At 58.8% G+C, this 23488-nt stretch carries 21 protein-coding genes; 10 read left to right on the top strand and 11 right to left on the bottom strand.

Annotated elements, in window-relative coordinates:
- Positions 1 to 183: 183 nt before the first annotated feature.
- From ACZCED_RS13780 to ACZCED_RS13770, 3 genes are all read right to left on the bottom strand, one after another.
- Positions 184 to 936, bottom strand: coding sequence for an amino acid ABC transporter permease (locus ACZCED_RS13780; RefSeq protein WP_464861025.1), 753 nt, complete (start codon positions 934 to 936; stop codon positions 184 to 186).
- 15 nt (positions 937 to 951) lie between these two features.
- Positions 952 to 1734, bottom strand: coding sequence for a transporter substrate-binding domain-containing protein (locus ACZCED_RS13775; protein WP_462968651.1), 783 nt, complete (start codon positions 1732 to 1734; stop codon positions 952 to 954).
- 471 nt (positions 1735 to 2205) lie between these two features.
- The gene (locus ACZCED_RS13770; RefSeq protein WP_464861024.1) at positions 2206 to 4116 is read right to left on the bottom strand and encodes a sensor domain-containing diguanylate cyclase; all 1911 of its coding nucleotides are present in this window, start codon (positions 4114 to 4116) and stop codon (positions 2206 to 2208) included.
- 487 nt (positions 4117 to 4603) lie between these two features.
- Between ACZCED_RS13770 and ACZCED_RS13765 the strand changes: the two genes are divergently transcribed.
- On the top strand, positions 4604 to 5938 hold the full coding sequence (locus ACZCED_RS13765; protein ID WP_464861023.1) for an NAD(P)/FAD-dependent oxidoreductase: 1335 nt from the start codon (positions 4604 to 4606) through the stop codon (positions 5936 to 5938).
- A gap of 116 nt (positions 5939 to 6054) precedes the next feature.
- Here the strand turns inward: ACZCED_RS13765 and ACZCED_RS13760 are convergent, their stop codons facing one another.
- From ACZCED_RS13760 to ACZCED_RS13740, 5 genes are all read right to left on the bottom strand, one after another.
- A complete protein-coding gene (locus ACZCED_RS13760; RefSeq protein ID WP_462968648.1) occupies positions 6055 to 6498 on the bottom strand; it encodes a hypothetical protein in 444 nt (147 codons plus the stop codon).
- 188 nt (positions 6499 to 6686) lie between these two features.
- The gene (locus tag ACZCED_RS13755) at positions 6687 to 7508 is read right to left on the bottom strand and encodes a helix-turn-helix domain-containing protein (RefSeq protein ID WP_464861022.1); all 822 of its coding nucleotides are present in this window, start codon (positions 7506 to 7508) and stop codon (positions 6687 to 6689) included.
- 182 nt (positions 7509 to 7690) lie between these two features.
- A complete protein-coding gene (locus ACZCED_RS13750) occupies positions 7691 to 8047 on the bottom strand; it encodes a cupin domain-containing protein (RefSeq protein ID WP_464861026.1) in 357 nt (118 codons plus the stop codon).
- Between the two features lie 25 nt (positions 8048 to 8072).
- The gene (locus tag ACZCED_RS13745) at positions 8073 to 8609 is read right to left on the bottom strand and encodes a hypothetical protein (RefSeq protein WP_462968646.1); all 537 of its coding nucleotides are present in this window, start codon (positions 8607 to 8609) and stop codon (positions 8073 to 8075) included.
- A 29-nt stretch (positions 8610 to 8638) separates the two neighbouring features.
- The gene (locus tag ACZCED_RS13740) at positions 8639 to 8830 is read right to left on the bottom strand and encodes a hypothetical protein (RefSeq protein ID WP_462968645.1); all 192 of its coding nucleotides are present in this window, start codon (positions 8828 to 8830) and stop codon (positions 8639 to 8641) included.
- A 215-nt stretch (positions 8831 to 9045) separates the two neighbouring features.
- Between ACZCED_RS13740 and ACZCED_RS13735 the strand changes: the two genes are divergently transcribed.
- The 3 genes from ACZCED_RS13735 to ubiE all read left to right on the top strand — a co-directional run bounded on the left by ACZCED_RS13735 (position 9046) and on the right by ubiE (position 11666).
- Entirely contained in the window at positions 9046 to 9924 is an 879-nt protein-coding gene (locus ACZCED_RS13735; protein WP_462968644.1) for a LysR family transcriptional regulator, read from the top strand.
- A 220-nt stretch (positions 9925 to 10144) separates the two neighbouring features.
- Entirely contained in the window at positions 10145 to 10882 is a 738-nt protein-coding gene (gene ubiG, locus ACZCED_RS13730) for a bifunctional 2-polyprenyl-6-hydroxyphenol methylase/3-demethylubiquinol 3-O-methyltransferase UbiG (RefSeq protein WP_462968643.1), read from the top strand.
- Complete coding sequence (ubiE, locus tag ACZCED_RS13725; RefSeq protein ID WP_464861021.1) at positions 10851 to 11666, top strand: bifunctional demethylmenaquinone methyltransferase/2-methoxy-6-polyprenyl-1,4-benzoquinol methylase UbiE; 816 nt, start codon at positions 10851 to 10853, stop codon at positions 11664 to 11666. Before ubiG ends, ubiE begins: the two co-directional genes overlap by 32 nt.
- Before the next feature lie 131 nt (positions 11667 to 11797).
- On the opposite strand, the gene ACZCED_RS13720 is transcribed toward ubiE, so the two are convergent.
- Positions 11798 to 12787, bottom strand: a complete 990-nt coding sequence (locus tag ACZCED_RS13720) for a UbiA family prenyltransferase (protein ID WP_462968641.1) — start codon at positions 12785 to 12787, stop codon at positions 11798 to 11800.
- A gap of 254 nt (positions 12788 to 13041) precedes the next feature.
- Between ACZCED_RS13720 and ACZCED_RS13715 the strand changes: the two genes are divergently transcribed.
- Positions 13042 to 13977, top strand: a complete 936-nt coding sequence (locus tag ACZCED_RS13715) for a DMT family transporter (protein ID WP_462968640.1) — start codon at positions 13042 to 13044, stop codon at positions 13975 to 13977.
- Between the two features lie 102 nt (positions 13978 to 14079).
- Here ACZCED_RS13715 and ACZCED_RS13710 read toward each other — a convergent pair whose 3' ends face one another.
- Entirely contained in the window at positions 14080 to 15231 is a 1152-nt protein-coding gene (locus tag ACZCED_RS13710; RefSeq protein ID WP_462968639.1) for a radical SAM protein, read from the bottom strand.
- 140 nt (positions 15232 to 15371) lie between these two features.
- On the opposite strand from ACZCED_RS13710, the gene ACZCED_RS13705 reads away from it, so the two are divergent.
- The 5 genes from ACZCED_RS13705 (at position 15372) to lpxD (ending at position 21902) form a co-directional block, all read left to right on the top strand.
- Positions 15372 to 17312: a c-type heme family protein gene (locus tag ACZCED_RS13705; protein ID WP_462968638.1), complete on the top strand. Its 1941-nt coding sequence runs from the start codon at positions 15372 to 15374 to the stop codon at positions 17310 to 17312.
- Between the two features lie 404 nt (positions 17313 to 17716).
- Positions 17717 to 19480, top strand: coding sequence for a YeiH family protein (locus ACZCED_RS13700; RefSeq protein WP_462968637.1), 1764 nt, complete (start codon positions 17717 to 17719; stop codon positions 19478 to 19480).
- A gap of 89 nt (positions 19481 to 19569) precedes the next feature.
- A complete protein-coding gene (locus ACZCED_RS13695) occupies positions 19570 to 19920 on the top strand; it encodes a hypothetical protein (protein ID WP_462968636.1) in 351 nt (116 codons plus the stop codon).
- Positions 19921 to 19925: 5 nt separating this feature from the next.
- Complete coding sequence (locus tag ACZCED_RS13690) at positions 19926 to 20516, top strand: NF038143 family protein (protein ID WP_464861020.1); 591 nt, start codon at positions 19926 to 19928, stop codon at positions 20514 to 20516.
- A gap of 366 nt (positions 20517 to 20882) precedes the next feature.
- Entirely contained in the window at positions 20883 to 21902 is a 1020-nt protein-coding gene (gene lpxD, locus ACZCED_RS13685) for a UDP-3-O-(3-hydroxymyristoyl)glucosamine N-acyltransferase (protein WP_462968634.1), read from the top strand.
- Between the two features lie 113 nt (positions 21903 to 22015).
- On the opposite strand, the gene ACZCED_RS13680 is transcribed toward lpxD, so the two are convergent.
- Positions 22016 to 23407 (bottom strand): sigma-54-dependent transcriptional regulator, encoded by a 1392-nt coding sequence (locus tag ACZCED_RS13680; RefSeq protein WP_462968633.1) that lies wholly within the window; start codon positions 23405 to 23407, stop codon positions 22016 to 22018.
- Positions 23408 to 23488 lie beyond the last annotated feature (81 nt).

Genomic DNA, 23488 nt, shown 5'->3' with positions numbered 1-23488 from the left:
GACCCGGCTATTCGTGGTAATTAAATCCGGCAGGCTGAAAAGGATGCAATCACTGAGGGGTATCCATTTTCTGGGTCGTGGTCAAGAAAATTCGGGTACACAAAGCCAGGCAAGACTGATGAATGAAAGAAAAGGTCAAGGAACAACCAAGAGAAGCCTGCCGACAAGCACTCTATTCATGCCTCAGGTTCGCACCCGCAGCCGATTTTCAAGCCACCGCACCATCCAGGATGCCGCCAGGATCAGCAGCAGGTATTCAAGGACCAGCACCGAATAGATCTCCAACGGCCGGTAGACTGTAACCGTGAGTTCGTTGGCGCGGCGGGTCAACTCCTGCAGACCGATCACCGATACCAGTGAAGACATCTTGAGCATGTAGACGAACTGGTTGCCCAAAGGGGGGAGTATCCTGCGGATGGCCTGGGGCAGGATGACCAGCCGCATCTTCTGATAATAATTCAGGCCCAGCGAGTCGGCGGCCTCGATCTGCCCCTGTTCGATGGACTGGATGCCGCCGCGGAACACCTCGGCTTCGAAGGCGCTGTCGCACAGGGTCAAGGCCAGGATGCCGGCGGTAAACGGGCCAAGGGCCAGCCCGATCACGACGGGGAACCCATAGTAGACCCACAGGATCATGACCAGCACCGGGATGGACCGGAAGGTTTCCACATATATCCGGTTGAACGCCCGGAGCCACGACTGCCTGGCCAGCCCGGGCAGGGCCACCAGCAGTCCGAGGATAATCGACGCAGCCAATGAAATCGTCGAAATGGAAATAGTCAGGCCAAACCCGGCCAACAAAAACTTCAGGTGAGCCATACCCTGAGGGGTCGTAGGAAGGATCTCATACCAGCCCCACTGATAATCCTGCCGGCTGCAGCCGGCGGCCGCGATCAGTATCAGGGCCGCCAGCAGCCATGCGGTGTGACGTTTCATGATCGTCTCCCCTGCTTACGGCATCCAGCGCTCCTGCAGTTCCAGAAAAAACCCCTGGTTGGTTTTGATGGTGATCCAGTGATTGAGGTAATTGATCCAGACCTGATCGGTTTGCGGGGTGATGAACGCCAGGTCAGCCGGACTGCGCGGCTTGTCGACCGGAACGATGGCCAGCTGCGGGTAGGTCCGCACCAACTGGGAGGCCTCCAGGTTGCTGGTGATCGACACCTGGGCACGCCCGCTGAGAACTTCCTGAAAATCACGCGCCGGGGCTTCCACGGCCTTGATGTCGGCTTTGGGGAAAAACTGTTTGACCTGCTGTTCAAACGAGGTGCCCAGCGTGACGGCTACCCGGACATCGGCCCGGTTGATATCGTCCCAACCGGCAAAGCGGGCGATATCTTTTTTCAGTGCCACGGGAACGGTGCCGACCTGGAAGTAGGAGCGGGTAAAGCCAACGGTGCGAATACGCGACGGGGTGACCGATGCACTGGTGCTGATGTCGTATTTGCCGGCAACCATGCCGCTGACCAGGGTTTTCCATTCGGTGGGGACAAAGACCAGCCGGACACCGAGATCCTTGGCCAGTTCGGTCACCACGTCAATGTCGAATCCCTGGTAGGTATTGGTGGCCGGGTCCCGCATCGTCATCGGGTTCCAGTCGCCGGTGGTGCCGACCCGGATTTCTCCGGCCTCGAGGACGCGGTGCAGTGTCGATGTTGCCGCGGCTGCCGCCGGGCTTGCCGCCAGCGTGGCAAGTATGATCGTGGCGGCAAGGTGAACGATGGATCGTTTCATATGACCTCCTTGGCAGCTTTACCGGCGGTCATATCGATGGCGGGGGTCTGCCGTGACACCCAGTGGTCCTGGCATTCGTTGGCCGGTAAACGCTCTCTGTTGAAGAATTGTGGTTTGGCGATGAAGGCATGCTTCCTTCTCAACGGGGCTGCCCGCGCGGCGCGGGCGGTTAGATAACTGTAAGGCGGGGTTTTGACGTGTCAACCGCCACGAGTAGAATCCGGCCGATATCTTGCGGGCATCAGGGTCTTAACCCGGAATGGCATCGCCGGGAAAAAGGCCCTGAAATCCACAGCCGCCGCCATTGCCAATTTTGAAACTGGTCGCCGAAATCAGGCTTGAGCTGTCGCTGGCCAGGCAGGAAATCGAAATGCGCAAGCCAGCTGCAAAAGAGCGCGACATGCTTGTCGAAGCGCTCAAGAAGTCCCTTTCGGAGGTGAAAACCGTTATCCGGGATGTCGCTCGACCCGATCACGAACCCGTTGCCTGCCGGTTTCGGTTTTTCTCCCGGTACATATCGCCGTCGGCCGCCTTGATGAGGTCTTCCACCGTACCGGCATCCTTGGGATAGTTTTTTACGCCGATGCTGGCCGACACGAAGTCGATCGTCCGGCCGTTAATTTCGAAAGGCTGAGCGATGGCCTTCAGGAGGCGCTTGGTCACCACGCCGGCAGGAAAACGCTCCGGGTTCGTCAGTAGAATCGTGAATTCGTCCCCGCCTATACGGGCAATGATATCCGTGTCGCGAAGTTCGCTGCGCATGCGTTGGGCAACCATCGCCAGCAGTTCATCGCCGGCGTCATGACCGAACGTGTCATTGACCGCCTTGAATTTGTCCAGATCGATAAACAGCAGGACGCGTTCCTGCTGGTAGCGGACTGCATAGGCGATCTCTTTTTCCAGCCGCTCCATAAAGGCTTTACGGTTAAACAAACCTGTCAGCGGATCGTGATACGCCAGGTAGACCAGTCGTTCTTCGTTCTGTTTGATCTCGGTGACATCACGGATGATGCTCCGGTAGCCGATCGGACGCCCCTGACTGTCGGCGACCAGATTGACGGCGGCATCGAAATAGCCGACTTGACCGGTCTGGGTCTGGAACTTTCCGTCCAGACGGCGAATCGGCTCCTTATTCGTGATGCATGCGCGAACGGCTTGCCGGATCTTCGACATGTCCTCGGGATGAATGAAATCTTCTATGTTCCTGCTCAGCAATTCACGTTCGGAGAACTCCGACATCCTGCACAGGGATTTGTTGGTCAGCAGGATCTGGCCTCGCAGGTCCGTCTCACAGTACCCGTCGATGATAGTGTCCAGGATGTTGCGGTCCCTCTCGGTGCTGACCTGCAGGGCATCGAGCATTTTATTGATATCTGCTGCCAGTCGTGACAGTTCGTCCCCGCCAGCCAGGGCGACGCGTGATTCAAAATCGCCATGGGTCTCGATCGCGTTTACCTGGCGGCTGGCGCTTCTCAATCGGGCGAGGACGACCTTTTCGATCAGCGCAGCGGTCACGAGCATAAATATGCAGCCGATGCCGACCAGGAAGATGGTGAAATATCCGAGTGTTTTCCTCCCCTGCATGTAAATGGCCCTTGACTTGTCGATTCCGACGAACAGGACGGGGGATTGGTAAATATCCTTGACCAGAAAAAAGATCTCAATGATGTCGTCATTGCGTTTATTGACCACCATCTGCTGCCCTTCGCCAAACGATCGGGTGATCTTTTTCAATTCATCCGGCAGCCGGTGGTCATCGAATCGATGAACGGATAACGAAAGCTGGAGCTTTTCGGCGATCCGCTTTATCTCGGAAGCGTCGAAATAACGTCCGATGATCAGTCTGCCGCGGGCGGGGCCTTCTTCCATGCTGTTCAGGATGGGTGCGGAGGCAATCAGGACCGGAAAATCCGGCAGCAGGATGATGCCGCCGACCACCGATTGATTGTCCAGGCGGCTCAGGATGGCACGCTCCTTGATGTGATCAAGAAGGGCCGCCGGGAGCTCGACTTGGCTGCCGGAACTGAGATCCACCGCTTTCCCATAGGCGATATGCCCGGATATGTCCGAAAAAACCATGAAGTTGAGGTTCAGGTTGGCAATGGATGATTCGTTCAAGTTGTTTTCGATGTACTGCGCATTGCCGTCCGATACGAATTGATAGGTGTCGTCCCAGTTGGACCAGTCCTTGAGCGTGCTTTCCAGCTTGGCAATTTCATCATCGAGCAATCGGAGCGTCTGCTGGGCATTCTGACCGATATTCTGCTCCTCCAGCCTGCCGAAGCTTCCCAGTATGATGGTATTGGAAAGCAACAGAACCACGGCTATCAACAGTAGTGTCGTCAGTGTAATTGAAAGTATCGTTTTATTCCTGAGCGTCATGGTTATCCCCTGAAATTGATCAAAACCAGACGGTCGGACCCGGACCGGTCCGGCGCTTGGTCGTCAAACACCGCCAACATCCCGGCGGATTGCCGCAGATGCAGTCGTGGCGTCCGAATGCAAATTTTCCATATCGCACGTGGTTATTGGCCTTTCTTTAAAAAAACTTGAGCCTAGTTATTCTTGAACCACCCGACTGAAAAAAACCATGCCGAGCCAAAGGACCGGTTTTTCAGGTCGAAAAATCACGTCTGTTCGACCCGGCCGTTGAATGTGTCAAGGGTTTCTTCGGTTCTCTTTCCGTCTGCCTTATTTAAGCGGATCCGTGTCGCCGGGTATCCTGCCTATTTTAATATTGACGACCATGACCATGCCTTGTGATAAATGTGGTTAACTCACGCATCGGCAGCCGACAGCCTGGTTCGCCAGCCGCTTCGCACCTGACTTTCAGACACCATTCATCTCGACGCAGGGGAGATCCGGAACCATGCAACAGGAAAATTTCAGGGAAAAGAGCTACTGGCTGACCACGAGGGAGTACCACCCCGGAGAGCCCTTGAAAGCGGATCTCGACGTTGATGTAGCCATCGTGGGTGGGGGATTCACCGGGCTGTCTACCGCCTACCATTTGAAAAAGGCTGAGCCGGCATTGCGGGTGGCCATCGTGGAGAGCCAGGTGGCGGGATTCGGGGCCAGCGGGCGCAACGGCGGTTTCAACATGACCCTTTTCGGCCTCACCCTGGGAGTCACGGCCCTCCGGTTCGGCAAAACGAAGGCCAGGGCGTCCCACCACTATATGGAAAAGGCCGTGGACCTGCTGCGGGACTTGGTGGCGGAACTGGACCTGGACTGCGACTACGAGCACCCGGGCTTTCTGCGGGTGGCCACCACACCGACCTACCGTCGGCGAATCCTCGAAGAGATCGAACTGACCCATCGTCTGGGCTTGGAAGGCATCCACTGGCTGGAAAAAGACCAGCTCGACCAGCAGGTGAAAAGCGACATGTACCTGGGAGCCTGGTGGGAACCCCGCTGCGGCATCCTCAACCCGGCGAAACTGGCCTGGAGCTGGCGGGATGTGCTGGAACCCATGGGGGTGGCAATCCATGAGAACACCCCGGTGACCGAAATTTCTCGAGGCGGCGGCAAGGTGATCCTCCACACCCCGACGGGACGCGTCCGGGCAGAAAAAACGGTGCTGGCCACCAATGCCTGGTCACATTTCTTCCCCCGGCTGCGACGGAAGCAGATCCCGGTGTGGACCCATATCGTGCTCAGCGAGCCCCTGTCCGAGACCCATTTCGAAAAAATCGGCTGGCGCAACCGCCAGGGAATCGAAGACGCCCGCAACCTGGTGCACTACTATCGGTTGACGGCCGACAACCGCCTGCTCATGGGCGGCCGGGATGTCTCCCTCTCCAAGGGATACGACATGGATAAGGATATCAACGAGGCCACCTTCGAGGGGTTGAGAAACGATGTGCGGGAACTGTTCCCCTCCCTGAAAGACATCCGGTTCACCCACCAGTGGGGCGGCCCGGTTTCCGTTCCCCTGGACATGGCCCCCGCGCTGGGATACGCGGGGGACCGGAATGTGGTCTACAGCCTGGGATGCGTAGGTCACGGGGTAAGCCTCACCCACCTCAACGGCAAGACCATCAGCCACCTGGTCCTTGAAAAACAAAGCGACCTCACCGACGTGTTTTTCGTCAACCGGCGCACCATCCCCTGGCCCCAGGGCCTGCTGCAGGATGCGGCCATCAAGGTCATTTTAGGGGCGATGCACTGGGACGACCGGCGGGCGGAGACCACAGGACGATAAAGGCCTCTTGCCCGCTTTTCCACCAGACGCGTTTGGTGCACGTGCCCCTTCGCGGTTGGCAGGCAACAGATGGGCGCCCACGGTCAGGCATGCCCCGGGTGGCGTGGACCATCGGCTCAGACCGGCATACCGGCATCCTGTATGCTCAGTTCCATCACGGCACGGCCCCACCCGCCGCAGTGCAGGCCGACATCCATGCAGCCGAAACGCTTGAAGCGCATGCGGTGCGGATCGATACCGTGAAACAGCAGCTCCCCGGCCGCGAACAGGTGGGCGGCGCCGGCGGTGATGGCGTGGTGGCAGACCCGCTGCGGGCACTTGTCCATGATCAGGTTTCCCAACGGATCGAACACGAGCCGGTCTCCGGCCCTGTGTGAATAGCAGCCGTGGGCGTCGACAAACTCGAAGACGATCTCCTTGTCCTGCAGGGCCAGGCCCCGTTGAATCAGGGTTGTATTCGCCGGATTGTCCCGGAACGTCCGCATTTCTCCTTCGGAAAATCCCAGGCGATCCTGGATGAAAGTCCAGACGGTTTCGTCGATGGGTTGTGTCGGTTTCATGCTCTCCTCCTTCGGGTTGGCGGTTACGCACGGCGCCCGGTATCTGGGTTAAACGTCGCCGCTCGTGGCTGGTGCCACTCGGTTTCAGTGTGGATCGTTACCGCGGCTGTTGTTGGGCATGATGGCAGAAGGAGGGGAAGGGTGTATTGAACAAAAGCGACATGGCGGTGGAAAAGGTGGGTGTTGAATCAGGGGCTGTTTAAGATGGCATCTTCCAGGGGAGAGCGTTGACGGAGGTAGGCTTGCGGGCTGTGGCCGGTAAAATACCGGCATTCGCGGATAAAATGGGCCTGGTCGCTGTAGCCGCAGGCCAGGGCTGTCTGGGCCCAGCCTGTTTGGTTGTTGCGGTTGGCGGGGTCGAATGCACTGGCGAACCTGGCGATGCGGCACAGGCGCTTGGGAGAAAGCCCGGCCGTCCGTTTGAAGCGCCGTTCGAACTGACGGCGGCTCAGGCCGGCTGAACGGGCCAGGTGGCCGACCTGCAGCCGGCCCCGGCTGCTGAACACGTCGTCGATCGCACGCTGCATGCACCGGTCGGTGGGAAATCGATGGGATTGTCTGGCACGCAGCGCCGTTTGGATCAGGGCTACCGCGCCTGCAGGTGTTGCGGCTTCCCGGACGCGCTGTTCGATCTGTTTGCCGTAAGGTCCCCAGAAGGTGTCGATGTCTGCAATTCGATCGGTCAGCTCGTGAGACGGCACCTCGAAAAAGGGCGCCATTCCCCCGGGCCGGAAGCGGACGGCCACAAAGGCGGCCAGACCGGCGGTTCGCGTCAGCAGGTGGCAGGACAACGGGCCGATGATGTTGAAACCCGAGAAGGTCTGCAGGCGGGCCTCGCAGCTGCCGGCCGTAAATGGGTCGCCCAGGTTGAGAATCAGCTCGGACCCGCCATCCGAAGGAAAGCAAAAGGTGTGCGGGTCATCGGTGCCACCCGCGTCGCCCGCGAAATAATACAGGGAGCGGACATATGGCTTGAGTGCCGGGATGGGATGAAACGCCTCGTAAACCACGATGTTTCCTCCAGGTACTTGTCGATCATTACGGCATGGCCGTTTTAATGCGGTCGCGAATAGACAATGGATAACGGTTCTGCCGCCACCGGTCAAGGTGTTTGCGCGTCAAAACCACAACCGAACCTGAAGGTTCCGCCTGTCGGGTTTGCGTAAACGGATTCTTCCCTGCCGGATGGACTTCAGATCCATTCCAGGGCATGGTCGGTCAACTCCCCCCCGGCATCTCCGGTGTTGACCGTATCTGCCGGTTCGATGAGCAGAATCCTGCACTCTTGCGTGCAGGAGGGTTTATGCTCAACGCCTCTGGGAATCACAACCATTTCTCCCTTTCTTATCTGCAGGCGTTCATCTCTCAAGTCAATTTGAAGATTCCCATCGATGACCATGAATACTTCGTCGGTATCAGGGTGTCGGTGCCAGATAAATTCTCTTTTCATGCGCACCAGCTTGAAATAATACGCGTTCATCCGGGCAATGATTTTGTAGGAATGCAGCGAATCGATTTTCCTGAACTTCTCATTGATATTGACGACCATTATGCTCACGGTTTGCCCTCCACGCTTATCGTTTTTTGGCATTTGCACCAAGAATACCTGTCGCCACGGTCCGGTCGCCGATATCCGATGAAATCTGGCCGACAATGACACTGATAAAGCCGGTTGCGGCGAGAAGGCCCTGCATGGGTTCCGGGCAGGCCGGCGCTCTGAGGCAACTGTCCTGAGTGGCCCACATCACCAGCCGGCCGCCGCGACGAAGGTGCCTGCCGATAGACGTCAGCGATCCAGCCAGTGCATTTTGACGGGACAAATCCGCTGCCCAGAGCACGGCATCGGATCGGGCAGGCCAAAACAACCGCAACACATTCCTTGCCGTCCTTTTGTCGGCATCCGATGCGCAAAGGGATAGGAGGGCGCCCCTGTTGACGACTGCCGATTCGATGGCGGATCCCGTATCACCCATGCACACCACCGTATCTCCGTATTCAAGACCGGCGATGTTGACCATTCGTTCGGCGAAGCTGGCGGAAAGCATTGGGTGATGTCCCAAGCGGGGTGGACGTTCTCGATCGTGGTGGACCAACTCGCTCGTATTCATCATGTGCATCTCCTTTCGATACCCCCCTGCCCTCATTGCAGTTGCCCGATGGCCAGCCCGGCAGCGATGGAAACCGCCGTCCAGAACAGGGCCTTGGCGGAAAATCCGGGTGCCTGCCTTGCAGGCCGGACCGCAGGCGCGGGGGTGCATTTTTCACAGTAAAGCCGAAGAGAGTGCTCCGGCTGGAAAAGGTAAGCCAACCTTGAAAACCATCTGACATCCATAATCGTTCTCCTGACCATCGGTATCGGGTGTGGTGACCCCCCGGGGACCGTCTGTTGACTGGGGTGCGGTCCTGTCGATGGTCAGGGTGTAAACCGGCTGCTCGCATAAATCCAATCGTAAGAACGGATAGGGGGCTTCACAAAAGCTGATTGACAGTTCGTGGCCTTATCGTTAAAGTCCGAACCTTCTCCACACGCACATGATGCAGACCACCATGGAACTCTATCACCTGAAAACATTCATCACCGTAGCTGAAGAGGGCCATCTGACCCGGGCAGCTCAACGCCTGAACACCAGCCAGCCGGCTGTCAGCGCCCACATCAAGAACCTGGAGGAAGAACTGGGCCTGATCCTCTTCACCCGCACCCCCAAAGGTATGCGACTCACCGAAGAGGGCTCGGTGTTGAAAACCCGGGCAGCCGAAGCCCTTTCCATGATCGACAATATCCGTGATCAGGCCGGCGTGCTCAAGGAGGAGGTGACCGGCACGCTCAGGATAGGGCTGCATATCGACCCCCGTTACCTCCGAATCGACAGATTGCTCTCCTACCTGCAGCGCGCTCACAACCGGCTCGATTTCCACCTGCTCCAGCGATGGACCTGGCAGCAGTTCGAGGACCTGACCAAGGGGCGCATCGACGCCGGGTTTGTCTACGGGGAGCCTCCGCACGGCGACATTACCGCCATGCTTCTGAAACGCTGCAACATTCGCGTCGTGGGTCCGGTGGCCTGGGCGGACCGCCTGTCCGGCGCCGGCTGGAAAGAGATGGCCGCCATGCCATGGGTCTGGACGCCGCCCAACTGCACTTTCTGCACCATCGCCACGGAAGCCTTCGAAAAACGCCGCCTCAAACCGGTGAAAGTGACCATCGCCGACCAGGAGCCGGTGGTGGCCACCCTGGTGACATCGGGCATCGGCCTGGCGATCATGATCGAAGATGAAGCCATGGAATACAAGCGGGCCGGCAAGGCGGCTGTCTGGAAAGAAGTCGTCGGCACCATCGATCTGAATTTTGTCTACCATCGCAAACGGGAAAAAGAGGCTGTGGTCTGCGCGGCCATTGAGAGCGTCCGGGCCGTGTGGGAGCATTGACCCTCTACAATCATCGATCGCGGCAATCCGTTCGCAAGGCGACACCCCTTTCTTTGACCATCTCCTTGATCCCTTTCCGGCCATCTGCTATTCCACCTACCTGTCAAAACATGAGGATGGCGATGGGTGAACGGCTAACCTCACCCGGATCCTCTCCCCCCGGAGGGTCGAGGGAGATCGCCTCATCATGCCGCCCCCACAGGGAAATAATGGATCGGTTATGAATCCAACCGACAACATCGACGCCGACGAAATCGCCCGTTTTTCGGCCATGGCCGACATCTGGTGGGATCGTAAGGGCGAATTCAAGGCCCTGCACGACATCAACCCGGTGCGTCTGGCCTATGTGCGCGACCGGACCGAACTGACGGGAAGGCAGGTATTGGATGTGGGTTGCGGCGGCGGGCTGCTGAGCGAGTCGCTGGCCGCCTGCGGGGCCCGCGTCACCGGCATCGACATGGCCGAGGCATCCCTGTCCGTGGCCCGGGCGCACATGCACACCCGCGGGTTGACCATCGACTACCACCGGACCACGGCCGAATCCCATGCCGACGAAAAGCCCGGGCACTACGACGTGGTGGTCTGCATGGAACTGCTCGAGCACGTGCCCCGGCCGGCATCCATCCTCGACGCCTGCGCCCGACTGGTAAAGCCCGGTGGAGACGTCTTCTTCGCCACGGTCAATCGCACCTGGCTCTCCTGGCTGCTGGTGATCGTAGCCGCCGAGCGTGTGCTGGGCATCGTCAGAAAGGGCACCCACGACTACCGCAAGCTGGTAACACCCGCAGAGCTGATCCACTGGGGGGCGGCCGTCGGCCTGAAGCTTGAGCATCTGTCCGGCTTGCGCTACATCCCCTTCGGCGGGCGTGCGGCACTTTGCCGCAGCACCCGCATGAACTACCTGATGCACGTCAGAAAGGAAAACCATGGCCCTCTGGAACAATCCACGATGGTTTGACGGTAAGAAACGGCAGGAACAGCTGGACGATCACGTTCGCACCACCGGCAAGGCCCGCTTCGGCATCCGCGAGCTGGATGAGGACAAGAAGGTGGAGGCGGTTCGCATACACTTCAACCGGGTGGCCCCCAAATACGATTTCATGAACTCACTGCTCAGCTTCGGCATTCAGCATGCGTGGAAACGCGCCGCCGTGCGCATGCTCGGCGTCCGGCCAGGAGACAGGGTGCTGGATGTGTGCGGCGGCACCGGCGACCTGGCCATCCTGGCGGCCCGGCGCTCGGGCCCGACGGGTCAGGTGACGATTTACGACATCAACTACGCCATGATTCAGGCCGGCCGTCACAAGATCGACCCCTTTCCTGCACTCGCCCACATCGGCTACGTTCAGGGAGACGCCGAGCGCATCACTTTTCCGGACGACACGTTCGACTGCGCCATGGTGGGCTTCGGCATCCGCAATCTCACCCACCTGAAACAAGGCTTTGCCGAGATGGTCCGGGTGCTCAAGCCCGGCGGGCGGTTCCTGTGCCTGGAATTCTCGCAGCCCACCAATCCCGTGTTCCGCGGCCTCTATGATTTCTACTCGTTCAACGTCATGCCCGCCCTGGGCCAGTTGCTGGCGGGATCGGCCGAATCCTACGCCTGCCTGCCCGAAACGATCCGCATGTTCCCCCTGCCCGACGAACTGGCAGCCATGCTCACGGATATCGGTTTGCGCGACGTTCGATGGACGTCAATGACCAATGGGATCAGTGTGGCGCATGTGGGAGTAAAGCGATAGTATATAGAATCGGCGATTCGCGGCCCGGATTGGCGCCCCATAAAGCACTTGATAGGGCTCGAGGATCCGAGGGTTCAACGGGTCGGGTGAAGGTGTCCTGCCGTTGTCAAAAAAAAGCAGTCCTTGACGGGTCAGAAGACCACCAAGCGGATAACGACGACAATGAACACGCTCAAGGGAAAATAACTGGCCTTGTTGAAAAGGTCCATGGCCTGCTTTCGGTCGTTGGCTTCAACCAACCGCAAGGCCGGCAGCAGCAGCAGCCAGGCGCCCAGACACGCCAGGGCCAGCAGATGAAGGGGACCGAGGGTCAGCGGCGACATCCACGCCAGCAGAAAAGTTAAAAAGAAAGCCGCCACCAGGCAGGCCAGAGCCAGCAGGCCGGCCCGCGCCAGCCCCAGTTTCACAGGGATTGTCCTGGCCTTGAAGCGGCGGTCCTCTTCGATGTCGGTCCAGTCGTTGGGTATGTTCTGCCCGCCAATTTCCCACAAGAAAACCCAGCCGCACAGGACGATGAGAAATAGAATCGGCGGCTGGGGATTGACGGCATAGACGGCGGCCACGGCACCCAGGAACTTGACGATGCCGTTGATCATCGCCCGCAGGGGCGTCACCCGCAACAACAGGCAGTAGACCGCCTCCAGCAGCCCCCCGGCCAGGAAGATGAAAAAGCAAACCGGATTGAGCAGCCAGGCCCCGATCATGGCCACCAGGGCCCATCCCCCGGCCCACAGGAGGCCCTCGGGCAGGCTCAGCACCCCCTTGGCCAGCGGGTGGCGAACCAGCACGCCGTCCAGGAAATTCTCACCGTCTCCGTATCCGCCCACGCGGACTTTCTCTCTGTCCGTGCGATAGTCCACCAGATCGTTGAGGGCGTAAACGGCCGTGTACCCGGCAAAGACGGTGATCACCCCCAGAACCGTGGTGACGAGCGGGGGAAAGTGGCCCAGGCACAACAGCGCCGCCAATGCCGGGGTGGCAATATCGATAACCCCGTGGGGGGTGCGGGACAGGGCCAGGAACAGCTTCAATCGGGGATGAGTCAGGATCACGTCTACGCTCATGGCTTCGCAATGCGTGTAAAAGGGTTGAGGCGTTTCGGAACAGCCGGCAGTCTCCATATCAAGATCGGTGCAACTTGCCAGAATCGCGGTGATTTGTCAATTTCAAGCCGATGACGAACCCATTTCCGCAATTGCTGGCTTTCCGAATCGCGTTTCTGGGGGCCGCCACGCTGTTATGCGTTTTTAGTTTGGATTCTGCATCTGTACCTGGTACCGACGGGGTGATAGGCAGGGTTTGTATCGGCTGCACAATGCAGATCCTGCCCTGGGACCAGGAGCCCCGACGCAACACAAACAATGAGAGTGCCCAATTGATCAGAAATCTGTCGCTTTATGCCGTTACGGTGTTGGTCTGGGGGTCGACCTGGCTGGGAATCAAGTTCCAATTGGGCGAGGTGGACCCCCTGGTGTCGGTGATCTACCGCTTCTGCCTGGCGTCGGGCCTGCTGTTCGCCTGGTGCGGTCTGCGGGGTTTGAGCATGCGTTTTGCCCTGCGCGACCACCTGTTCATCGCCCTCCAGGGCACCTGCCTGTTTGCGGTCAACTATTGGCTCTTCTACCTGGCCGAGGTGCACCTGACCAGCGGCATCGTCGCGGTGATGTTTTCCACCATCGTCTTCTGGAATATTCTCAACGGTCGCGTCTTTTTGAAAACCCCGGTGCGGGCCAACGTGATCGGCGGCGCGGTGCTGGGCATCGCGGGTATCTGCCTGGTGTTCTGGCCCGAACTGTCCGGCTTCAGCCTGGCCGACGACGGCTTCAGGGGGTTCGTGCTGAGCATGGCCGCTACCCTTTTGGCCTCCTTCGGCAACATCCTTTCCTCCCGCAACCAGAAACATGGCCTGCCCGTGGTCCAGACCAACGCCTACGGCATGGTCTACGGGACGCTGCTCATGCTGTCGGCCGCCCTCATCGCGGGGAAATCCTTCACTATCGATCTGTCTGCACCGTATATTGTCTCTCTGTTCTACCTGGCCCTGTTCGGTTCCGTGATCGCCTTCGGCTGTTATCTGACGCTGGTGGGCAACATCGGTGCGGATCGGGCGTCTTATGCCACCTTGTTGTTTCCCATCATCGCCCTGGCCATCTCCACCGTGTTTGAAGATTACCAATGGTCGCTGCCCGCCGTGGCGGGTGTGGTTGTCATTCTGGCAGGCAATGCGCTATGCCTGTCAACAATCGACCGGACGGCCAAGCGTTCGCAATCGCCACACCACACGGACCGCTCCGTGCAGGAAGGCGTATAGCCGATCGTGGATGGACACCGTCCGGCCCACTGCCCGTCCCCGGCTGCCCTGTTTCGGAACGCTTTTCGCGCCAATTTGCATTCGGCCCTGCGTCATCCGTTATCAGACATCATACAGGTAGTGGCAGACCCGGCACCCTTCCGTGGCAGGCGGCATGGCATCCCTTGCCGACGCAAATGCCTCTTCGAGCTTGATGAATGAGGCCTCGAACTGGCTGCGGCCCAGGACAGTGCTGTAGGCCTGGTCCCGCTGCACGAACCGGTCGCGGAAAGCAACACATCCTTCAGACCGCCAGACATCCATCAAATCCTGCTGCGGCAGCCGGCCGAAAATCAGGCGGGGCAGCATCACCGGATTCTCAAAAAACCGGCTCGCACCGCCGTATGCCGTGTTGATGCATGGCGCCACGCTGCCGTCCCTGGCAATGAACAGGGAGTGAACCGGATCCTGGCCGCACACGGGCAGTTGTTCGGGGTAAAACGAAAAGGCGGTGGTTTCCAGCCCCAGCCGCTCAGCCAGACGGCGGGCCTTTTTCAATTGCGCTTCCAGTGCGACAATTCGTTTTTCGCGGCGCTGACCGAACAGTCCGAATGCCTGCTGGTTGACGGCACGGATCACGTCACACTGCTTGAAGTTGATCCGATCCACTCCCATATCGGCGGCCAGGTGCACCAGATCCGCCAGCTGGTGCACATTGACCGTCATCATCACGAAGTTGAGGATGATCCGCGGTCGGTGGTCCGTTTTTAGGCGGGAAAAATCGGCGATACCGGCGCAGATTTGTTTAAAATCGGCACCGGGCCGGATCGCTTCGTAAACCTCGGCGGTGGCACCGTCCAAGGAAAAGCCGATCCAGTCCAGACCGGCGTCGAGCAGTTGGCGGCCCCGCTCACGGGTCAGCAGGGTGCCGTTGGTCAAAAAGCCTGCACGGCAGCCGGCATCGGCGGCATCCTGTATCCATCGATGCAGGCGGGGTTGCAGCAGCGGCTCGCCGCCACCGGTGAAATCGAGCATCTCCACCTCGTGCAGCCATGGCCTGACGGCCTCCCACACCCGCTGATCCATCAGGCCGGATGCATCCGACCGTCCGGATTCCCCCCGCCACGGGCACATGACGCATTCCAGGTTGCAGGTCAGGGACGGCTCCACCTGCAGCATCCGCCAGGTACGTGCGGGTTCGGGTGCAGGCGCTTGTGAGCGGGCCGGCCCGGCCTTGCCCGGGTGGCTTTTTTTACTGCCGAATGGCCAGATCATGTGAACTTACCCGTAAATGGTGTAGACGAGGCGTCGCTCGCCATCCCTCAAGTGGTTGCCTAAGCATTACGTTTTGTATAATGATCAGGAAGTACGCGTACGTCAACCGCGCAATTTTCGATCACAGGGGAACGTCGCTCATGAAAAAGCTTTCGGTAAAAGCCAAATTCCAGTTCGGTGCCGGCTGCATCCTTTTCCTGTACTGCGTCACCGCCGCAACCATCGCCTATCACTTCCTGAAGGAAATGGTCGAAAATGAAATCTACAAGGAGACCCAGCTCCTTGAAAGTGCGGCCGATGCCACCCGCACCTACGTCAAGGATGTGCTGCGCCCTCATGTGGCGGCGCTGATGCCGGCCGACGGCTTCATGCCCCAGGCCATGTCCACCTCCTATGTCGGACGGGAAGTCATGTCCCGCATCCGGGAGCGCTTCCCGGAATTCGAATACCGGCGGGCGGCCGCCAATCCGATGAACCCGATCAACCAGGCGGACGGATTTGAAAAGCAGATGCTCAAGTGGTTCGCCGACAACCGGGGCCATGACCAGTGGCAGGGCATGATCACCAAGACCGGACAAGCCTATTACGCCCGCATGCGCGCCATCTATGCGGAAAGCGAGTGCCTGCAATGCCACGGCGTGCCGGCGGATGCGCCGGCCGACATGAAAGATATCTACGGCATCGCCGGGGGGTACGGCTACCGGGAAGGGGACGTGGTGGCCGCCGATACGATTTACATCCCGGTGGGCTTCAGTTTCGTCAGGATCAAGGAAGCGGCCTGGCTCACTTTTCTGGTGGCCATCGTCTCCCTGTTTTTCCTCTGGGGGCTTTTTTACCTGCTGTTCAACCGGACCGTCGTGTTGGAGTTGAAAGGCCTGCTGTCCACCTTTCGCAATATACCCGGTCCGACGAGCGGTGACGACGTGGTGCTGCCCCTGACAACCGGTGACGAGGTGGACCAGTTGAAACGGGCCTTCGAAATCGCCGCCCTCGAGCTTCAGCAAACCCACAACAACCTGAAAGCCTCTGAAAGCAAGTACCGGCTCATGTTCGAGACCAGCCAGGACACCATCATCATCATCGACGACCAGGAGCGGGTCAGGGATATCAATTCGGCGGGCATCGCCCTGTTCGGCTTCATGGACCGCGCCGAAGCCCTGTCCATGGAAACCTACTTCCAGATATTCTTCGACACGCGGGATGCTGCCAGGTTTTCCCGTGAGATCGAGGAGAAGGGGTTCGTCAACGGCCTGGAGGTGGAAATGGTGGACCGCCAAGGCAACAAGATGTCCATCATGGTCTCGGCAACCGCCAGACGGGGTATAAACGGCGCCGTTGCGGGCATCACCGCCATGCTCAGGGACGTCACCGAAATGCGACGGATGGACAAGTACCTGGCCCAGACGGAAAAACTGGCCTCCATCGGCCAGTTGGCCTCCGGCGTGGCCCACGAGATCAACAACCCGCTGGGCGTCATCCAGTGCTATGCCAACCTGATCGCCAGGTCGCAGCCACCGGACCCCCAGATCCTTGCCGACGTGGGAATCATCCGCAAGCACACCGACCAGTGTCGTGAGGTGGTCGAAGCGCTGCTCAACTTTTCCCGGGCCGCCGAGCCCCGCATGAATAAAACCGACATCAACGCCTGCATCGAAGAGGTGGTCAGTGTGCTGGATCTTCAACTTCAAAAGGACAAGTTCACCATCGAACGGCAATTCGATGCGACACTGCCCCGGATAACGGTGGACGGCAACAAGATCAAACAGGTATTGATGAACCTGCTGATCAACGCCAGTCAGGCCATGCCGGATGGCGGCCGGATTACCATAAAAACAGGACTGGTAAAAGACGGCAAGCAACTGGCGATCGCCATATCGGATACCGGACAGGGCGTCTCCAAGGAAAACATCTCCAAGATTTTCGATCCCTTCTTCACCACCAAAGGGCCGGAAAAAGGCACCGGACTTGGGCTTTCGGTAAGCTACGGCATCGTCCAGCAACACAAAGGAAGCATCACGGTGGATTCCGACCACGGAAAAGGAACCACGTTCAAAATCCTGCTTCCCGCCGATCAACCATGAAGGCAGGGATGGTCGCTTTCGACCGCATAAACATCTGCAGCCTTCGTGCAGCACTGCCGCCTGAAGGCTGCAGGCGCTCCAAACAGCAGGGCGAATATATATATTCATCTGTTTTTTATGTATTTTTAAATATATCTACCATGCAACTTCATCTGTAATTGCCAGCATTGCTAAAAACGGATGCCGCCTGAAGGTGGCATCCCGCCGCCAATCCACGCCGCTGATACTCAACATAGAACCTTGTTATTATTATATTTTTTCAATATACCACAAAATGGCACTCATATTGCTTTTTTATGATGCTTAAACGTCAGCGTGATGCTGCGGCCCGATCGCCTGAAATTTAAACCGGGACCCGGGGTCCCTTGATCCAACATATCTCTAATCACCAAAGGAGGAGTTAGATGGCAGCGAACTCAGACAGCCAGGTCGTCAAAGACGTCGGCAAATGGGAGTGGTCGGAACTGTGGAAGAAGGAAGACTGGTGGGCTATCTGGCTTGGCTTTTTCATTCTCCTGGCCGGGGCTGTGCTCTATTTTCCCCACGCCGGAGCGGTGAAATCCAAACTGATGGACATCGAGGCCAAGTATGCCCAGCAGGCCCAGCGCACCGACAAGTTCAAGACCATTGCCTGGTATCAGATGTACGATGCTAAAAAAGGGGTCAAGGCCAATTCGATTCCGGCCGGCAAATGGATGTCCACCTTCTCGAAAAAGACCCACGGCTGGAGCACCAACCCCATGGACGCCTTTTTCATGAGCAAGGAAAAGGCCGATGCCAAAAAGGCCAAGGCCGTTGCCAAGTATGACAAGGCCAAAGTTCCCGAAAGCGAGGCGCTGGCCCTGGCCACGGCCGCCGAGGCCGCCGCCGAGGCTGCCGGCTTCAGTGACCCCGCCCTTAATGCCGAGGCCAAAGCCTCTATCGCCAAATGGCGCAACGCCCATCTGGCGGCCAGCAAAGCCAAAGGCAAAACCAAGGTCAGCCCTTACAACCAGATCGGCTGGCTCGCTTTCCTGTGCGTCAGTTTCGCGGTCTTCTTCGGCATCGGCATGAAGGCCATGGGCAAGGATTTCGGCAAGTTCGTGATCGGCTTCATCTTCGTCTTCCTGATCGCCGTGCTCGCCTACCTAGCCAGCAGCCAGGCCACCATGAAGCAATACGGCATCGGATACGCCGCCTGGGCCATCTTCTTCGGCATGCTCATCTCCAACACCGTGGGAACCCCCAAGTGGGCCATGCCGGCCGTGCAGACCGAGTACTACATCAAGACCGGCCTGGTGCTTCTGGGTGCCAGCATCCTATTTGAAAAAATCATCACCATCGGCACCGCCGGCATCTTCGTGGCCTGGGTGGTCACCCCCACCGTCTGGCTGCTCACCTACTGGTTCGGCCAGAAGGTCATCAAGATCCCCTCGAAGCGCCTCAACGCCACCATCTGTTCGGACATGTCGGTGTGCGGCGTCTCCGCAGCCATCGCCACGGCGGCGGCCTGTAAGGCCAAAAAGGAGGAACTGACCCTCGCCGTCGGCCTCTCCCTGGTCTTCACCTCGATCATGATGATCGTCATGCCGGCGGTGATCAAGGCCACCTTCCCGGTCGACAAGCAGCTGATCCTGGGCGGCGCCTGGATGGGCGGCACCATCGACGCCACCGGCGCCGTGGCTGCGGCCGGTGCCTTCCTCGGTGAAAAGGCCCTGTACGTGGCCGCCACGATCAAGATGATCCAGAACGTGCTCATCGGCGTCATCGCCTTTTTCGTGGCCCTGTACTTCACCACCCGCGTGGAAACCGCCGAAACGGGACAGAAAGTCGGCGCCATCGAGATCTGGTACCGCTTTCCCAAGTTCGTCCTCGGCTTCATCGGCGCTTCGATCATCTTCTCTTTGGTCTACACTTCCTTCAACAGCCAGGTGGACGGTATGGGACCGGCCATGATCGACCAGGGCGTTGTCAAGGGCATGGGCGACCTGTTCCGCGGATGGTTCTTCTGCCTCTCCTTCGTCAGCATCGGCCTGGCCACCAACTTCCGTGAGCTGAAAGAACACCTGGTCGGCGGCAAGCCCTTTATCCTCTACGTGGTGGGACAGTCCTTCAACCTGATACTGACCCTGGTGATGGCTTACATCATGTTCTACGTGGTCTTCCCCGAGTTGACCGCCACCATCTAAACGATATATGGTGAAAGTATACTGCCCCTGGCGGCACTTGCCGCCGGGGGCATTCATCGATGCGGACTACCGAAAGGAAGACGATTCCGATGGAATCAGCGACAGCGACCGACAACCGGCCCATGCCCCGCGCCAAGGCCTGGGGTATCCTGGGGATCACCTTTTTATCGCTCTGGCTGTTCGCCGTGGTGGTAGGCCCCTGGCTTCAGCACTACATCTACAGCATGGACGAGATCGTTCAGGTCATCGATGAAAACGACATCGACTCCGGGGCGTATTTCTACACGGAAATCGAAGGGGCCTATACCGGGGAGAAGTACCTGCGGCAATCCCTTGAAACGGGTGCACCGGACGCGTTCGGCCTGACATGGCCGTTTATCTCGGGCATCGTCTCCTGTCTCGTCCTGCTGTGCATCGGTTTCCGATACCTGCCCGAGTGAGCCGCATGACCGACGCACTGACCCTGACCCACAAACGGGATCTGATCCTGGCAGACGAAAAGCGGTTTGCCGCCCAGGTTTCCAACCGGGTGATCGACAAGCCCAGACTGGATGTCTGGATGATCCTCATCCCCGTGTTCTTCATTTTTTATTTCTGGCAGTTGAAACGGTACGCCAAAGGCCGCAAGACCTTTGCCGCAAATTTTTTGATCACGCGGCAACGGGCGCTCGACGAAGCCCTGCGGTCCGCCGAAAACGGTAACGATCCTGACATCGAGGCGCTGGTTCAGGCTTCCGACATCCCGGAGAAGACCCGGCACGGCTACCGCCCCTGGGTGACCCTGCTCGTCGCACACTATCGGGACCTGATCCTCGCCCATGGCAGCAGTTACCCCGAGCTGGTCAAATCCACCTACAAAACCCGCACCAACTACCTGCTCTTCCTCAACCGCCTGAACCAGGTGGAGCGGGATTTCGATGCAGCCCTCAAACCCCACCTTGAAAAAACCACCGACGATGTCAACGGCATCATCAAGCTCATGGAAGAGAGCGTCATCAGCCTGCGTCGGCAGCTTGCCGAAACCATCTTTCCGTAAAGCCGGCGTGCAGGGTTCAGAAAACGGAAGGCGCTTATAAAAAAAGACCGCCGTGGGATTGCCGGCATTCTGAGTTAACATCCAACCATTCAAACGGTTGCGCATCTGGTGAACCGCGATAACGAGCGCATTTCCCGTCGCTTGCGGCGCGGTTGGCGCGCGAACTGAAGATCGACTTTCTACCCTTACGGTGAACGTTCCCCTCGGTTTGCCGGGGGAACGTTCAATCGATGCTGGCCGCCATGGCCGGACAGGGTTTCGCAGGTGTTGAGATTGTCTATATTTAAAAAACCGGGTTGATGCTATTACTGCCATGGGCTGTGAATGCGATGGACCCCAAACCAGACTCATTATGAAGGAGCAATGATGAAGCGATTTTCAATCCAGGCGATTAGCCAGGCCATTGGCGGTACACTTACCGGCAACCCGGCAATCCTGATCACCGGTGTGGAGCAAGTCCTGGAGGCAATGGAAAACCAGCTGACCTTTATCGGCCAGAAAAAATATATCAAGCCGTGGTACGAATCCAGGGCGTCGGCGGCAATCGTCAAGGATGGCCTGGATGTCCGGCCGGAACAGGGACGTGCGCTTGTGCGTGTTGCCGACGCCGATCTGGCCTTGGCACAGGTCCTTCAGATGTTCGAGCCGCCACCGCCGTCATGTGCGGTCGGCATCCATTCGACCGCGGTGGTCGATCCAACCGCCACGATCGGCGCGGAGGCTGCCATCGGGGCCGGCTGCTATATCGGGCCCGGTGTGGTTATCGGCCCGGGCGTCCGGCTTTATCCCAACGTCACCGTTATGGATGACACCCGCATCGGCAGTGGAACGGTAATCTGGTCCGGTGCGGTCATCCGCGAACGATGCCGTATCGGCAGCGACTGCATCATCCACCCGAATGTGACCATCGGTGCCGACGGCTTTGGTTATCGCCCGTCACCCGATGGTCGGGGCTTGGTCAAGATCCCGCAGATCGGTACCGTCGAAATTGGAAACGGCGTCGAAATTGGCGCGGGAAGCTGTGTCGACCGGGGCAAGTTCAGTGCCACGTCGATCGGCGACGGCACGAAGATAGACAACCTCGTTCAAATTGCCCACAATTGCAGACTGGGTCGATCCTGTGTGATGGCCGGGCAGTCCGGCTTGGCTGGATCCGTGACTTTGGGTGATGGTGTGATGATGGGCGGGAGGGCGATCGTCAGCGACCATGTGACTGTTGGTGACGGGGCCAGGATTGGCGGCAACGCCGGCGTCGTCAGTGATGTCGCACCGGGGAAAACCCTTCTCGGGCTTCCTGCCGACGACCATCGACAGACCTTGCGCTTATGGGCAGCCCAAAGGCAACTGCCTGAGCTTATCAAACAGATGACCATAAAGAAGCGCTGAATCCAGCGATTTGATTAACCGCCGCACCATCTGACATGCCGGTCGGTCGTCCGCGGCGCAGCGGTTGTGAAGCCGGCAGCAGCGTCACATCGTTTCGCGCCCACCCGCCGCAATCACGAGCGCAGCTGCTGCACATCGATGCCATAGCGTTTGATGATTTTCTGGAGGGACTGGCGCTTCATTCCGCTGAGCTGCGCGGCGGCCGAGACGTTGCCCGCGGTCCTGCCGAGCAACCGGTTCAGGTACGTCAGGGTGAATGATTCGATGGCCTTTTCCTTGAGGTCCTGATAGGGCTCGTCCAGGTTGATATCGGCGACTGGGCGCACCACCTGGCAGACCTCCGCCGCCAGGTGGCGGGAGGTGATCTGTGCATCCGGCAGCACCGCATACCAGCCGCGTATCAGGTTTTCCAGCTGACGGGTGTTTCCGGGCCATTCCTGGCCCATCAGGTGGTCAAGCACTTCAGGGGCGACCGTTTTTCTGGCCTTGTCCTGTTCGCGTGCCACGCGATCCAGAAAATGAGCGACCAGAAGGGGGATGTCTTCACGGATGGCATCGAGAGGGGGCAGGGTCAATGTGGCCACGTTCAGTCGGTAAAACAGATCCTCCCTGAAGCGGTTCTGGGTTATTTTCAGCTCGAGATCCTGGTTGGTGGCCGCCAGAATGCGTGTGTCCACCAGGTGGCTCCGGTTCGAGCCCAGGGGCCGGATCTCCTTGTCCTGTAAAACCCGCAGCAGCTTGGTCTGGACCGGGAGCGTCAGGTCCCCGATTTCGTCGAGAAAGATGGAGCTGCCGTTGGCCTGGTCGAACATGCCGGTATGATCCGCAACGGCATGCGTGAAGGCACCCTTGCGGTAGCCGAAAAGCTCGCTCTCCAGTATGGTTTCCGGCAGGGCCGGACAGTTGACCGTAACCAGGCCGCGGCGTCCCCGCCGGCTGAGTTTGTGTATTGCCCGGGCGGCAAGATCCTTTCCCGTACCTGTCTCCCCGCGGATAAGCACGGTAACGTCCGACTGGGCAAGCATATTGATTTTATCAAACACCGCCCGCATGGGCCGGCTCTGGCCCACCATGCTGCCGACGGTTTCCTTTCGCGAAATCGCTTCGGTCAGGCGGGCATTTTCCCGCACCAGCCGGTTCAACTCGAGGCCTTTTCTGAGCAGGTGGACCAGCCGCTCCTCATCCAGGGGTTTCTGGATGAGGTCGTATGCCCCTTTTTTTATGGCCTCCACGGCTTTTTCGATTGTACCGTATGCAGTCATGATGATGACCGTCACCGCCGGGTCCCGGGATTTGATTCGTTCAAGCAGGGTGAGTCCATCCATGTGCGGCATGAGGACGTCGGCGAGAACGACGTCAACGGCCGTGTTCGAAAGGATATCAAGCGCCTGAACACCATTTTCGGCAGTCAGGATCCGGCAATCCATTTCCATGGAAAGGATGCGCCGGAGACCGTGAACCAGGTCGGTTTCGTCATCTACAACCAGTATCGTGTCCTTTTCCATGACGCCTCCCAAAGTGATGGCGCGGCTAGCGCGCACGAAATCCACAAACCCGGTTCCGTCGATTACATCCGCCCCGGACCG

This window comes from Desulfosarcina sp. (genome assembly GCF_055467485.1).
The sequence above is the reverse complement of the archived record's forward strand: the minus strand, read 5'-3'. Positions and strand labels throughout refer to the sequence as shown.

What these genes read in the sequence shown, in the direction of transcription:
- lpxD (WP_462968634.1), top strand. Translation starts at nt 20,883, where the DNA reads ATGAAGCGATTTTCAATCCAGGCGATTAGCCAGGCCATTGGCGGTACA.
- ACZCED_RS13720 (WP_462968641.1), bottom strand. Translation starts at nt 12,787, where the DNA reads ATGGAGACTGCCGGCTGTTCCGAAACGCCTCAACCCTTTTACACGCAT.
- ACZCED_RS13680 (WP_462968633.1), bottom strand. Translation starts at nt 23,407, where the DNA reads ATGGAAAAGGACACGATACTGGTTGTAGATGACGAAACCGACCTGGTT.
- ubiG (WP_462968643.1), top strand. Translation starts at nt 10,145, where the DNA reads ATGAATCCAACCGACAACATCGACGCCGACGAAATCGCCCGTTTTTCG.
- ACZCED_RS13775 (WP_462968651.1), bottom strand. Translation starts at nt 1,734, where the DNA reads ATGAAACGATCCATCGTTCACCTTGCCGCCACGATCATACTTGCCACG.
- ACZCED_RS13700 (WP_462968637.1), top strand. Translation starts at nt 17,717, where the DNA reads ATGGCAGCGAACTCAGACAGCCAGGTCGTCAAAGACGTCGGCAAATGG.
- ACZCED_RS13780 (WP_464861025.1), bottom strand. Translation starts at nt 936, where the DNA reads ATGAAACGTCACACCGCATGGCTGCTGGCGGCCCTGATACTGATCGCG.
- ACZCED_RS13745 (WP_462968646.1), bottom strand. Translation starts at nt 8,609, where the DNA reads ATGATGAATACGAGCGAGTTGGTCCACCACGATCGAGAACGTCCACCC.
- ACZCED_RS13765 (WP_464861023.1), top strand. Translation starts at nt 4,604, where the DNA reads ATGCAACAGGAAAATTTCAGGGAAAAGAGCTACTGGCTGACCACGAGG.
- ubiE (WP_464861021.1), top strand. Translation starts at nt 10,851, where the DNA reads ATGGCCCTCTGGAACAATCCACGATGGTTTGACGGTAAGAAACGGCAG.
- ACZCED_RS13695 (WP_462968636.1), top strand. Translation starts at nt 19,570, where the DNA reads ATGGAATCAGCGACAGCGACCGACAACCGGCCCATGCCCCGCGCCAAG.
- ACZCED_RS13690 (WP_464861020.1), top strand. Translation starts at nt 19,926, where the DNA reads ATGACCGACGCACTGACCCTGACCCACAAACGGGATCTGATCCTGGCA.
- ACZCED_RS13735 (WP_462968644.1), top strand. Translation starts at nt 9,046, where the DNA reads ATGGAACTCTATCACCTGAAAACATTCATCACCGTAGCTGAAGAGGGC.
- ACZCED_RS13710 (WP_462968639.1), bottom strand. Translation starts at nt 15,231, where the DNA reads ATGATCTGGCCATTCGGCAGTAAAAAAAGCCACCCGGGCAAGGCCGGG.
- ACZCED_RS13760 (WP_462968648.1), bottom strand. Translation starts at nt 6,498, where the DNA reads ATGAAACCGACACAACCCATCGACGAAACCGTCTGGACTTTCATCCAG.
- ACZCED_RS13740 (WP_462968645.1), bottom strand. Translation starts at nt 8,830, where the DNA reads ATGGATGTCAGATGGTTTTCAAGGTTGGCTTACCTTTTCCAGCCGGAG.
- ACZCED_RS13770 (WP_464861024.1), bottom strand. Translation starts at nt 4,116, where the DNA reads ATGACGCTCAGGAATAAAACGATACTTTCAATTACACTGACGACACTA.
- ACZCED_RS13705 (WP_462968638.1), top strand. Translation starts at nt 15,372, where the DNA reads ATGAAAAAGCTTTCGGTAAAAGCCAAATTCCAGTTCGGTGCCGGCTGC.
- ACZCED_RS13750 (WP_464861026.1), bottom strand. Translation starts at nt 8,047, where the DNA reads ATGGTCGTCAATATCAATGAGAAGTTCAGGAAAATCGATTCGCTGCAT.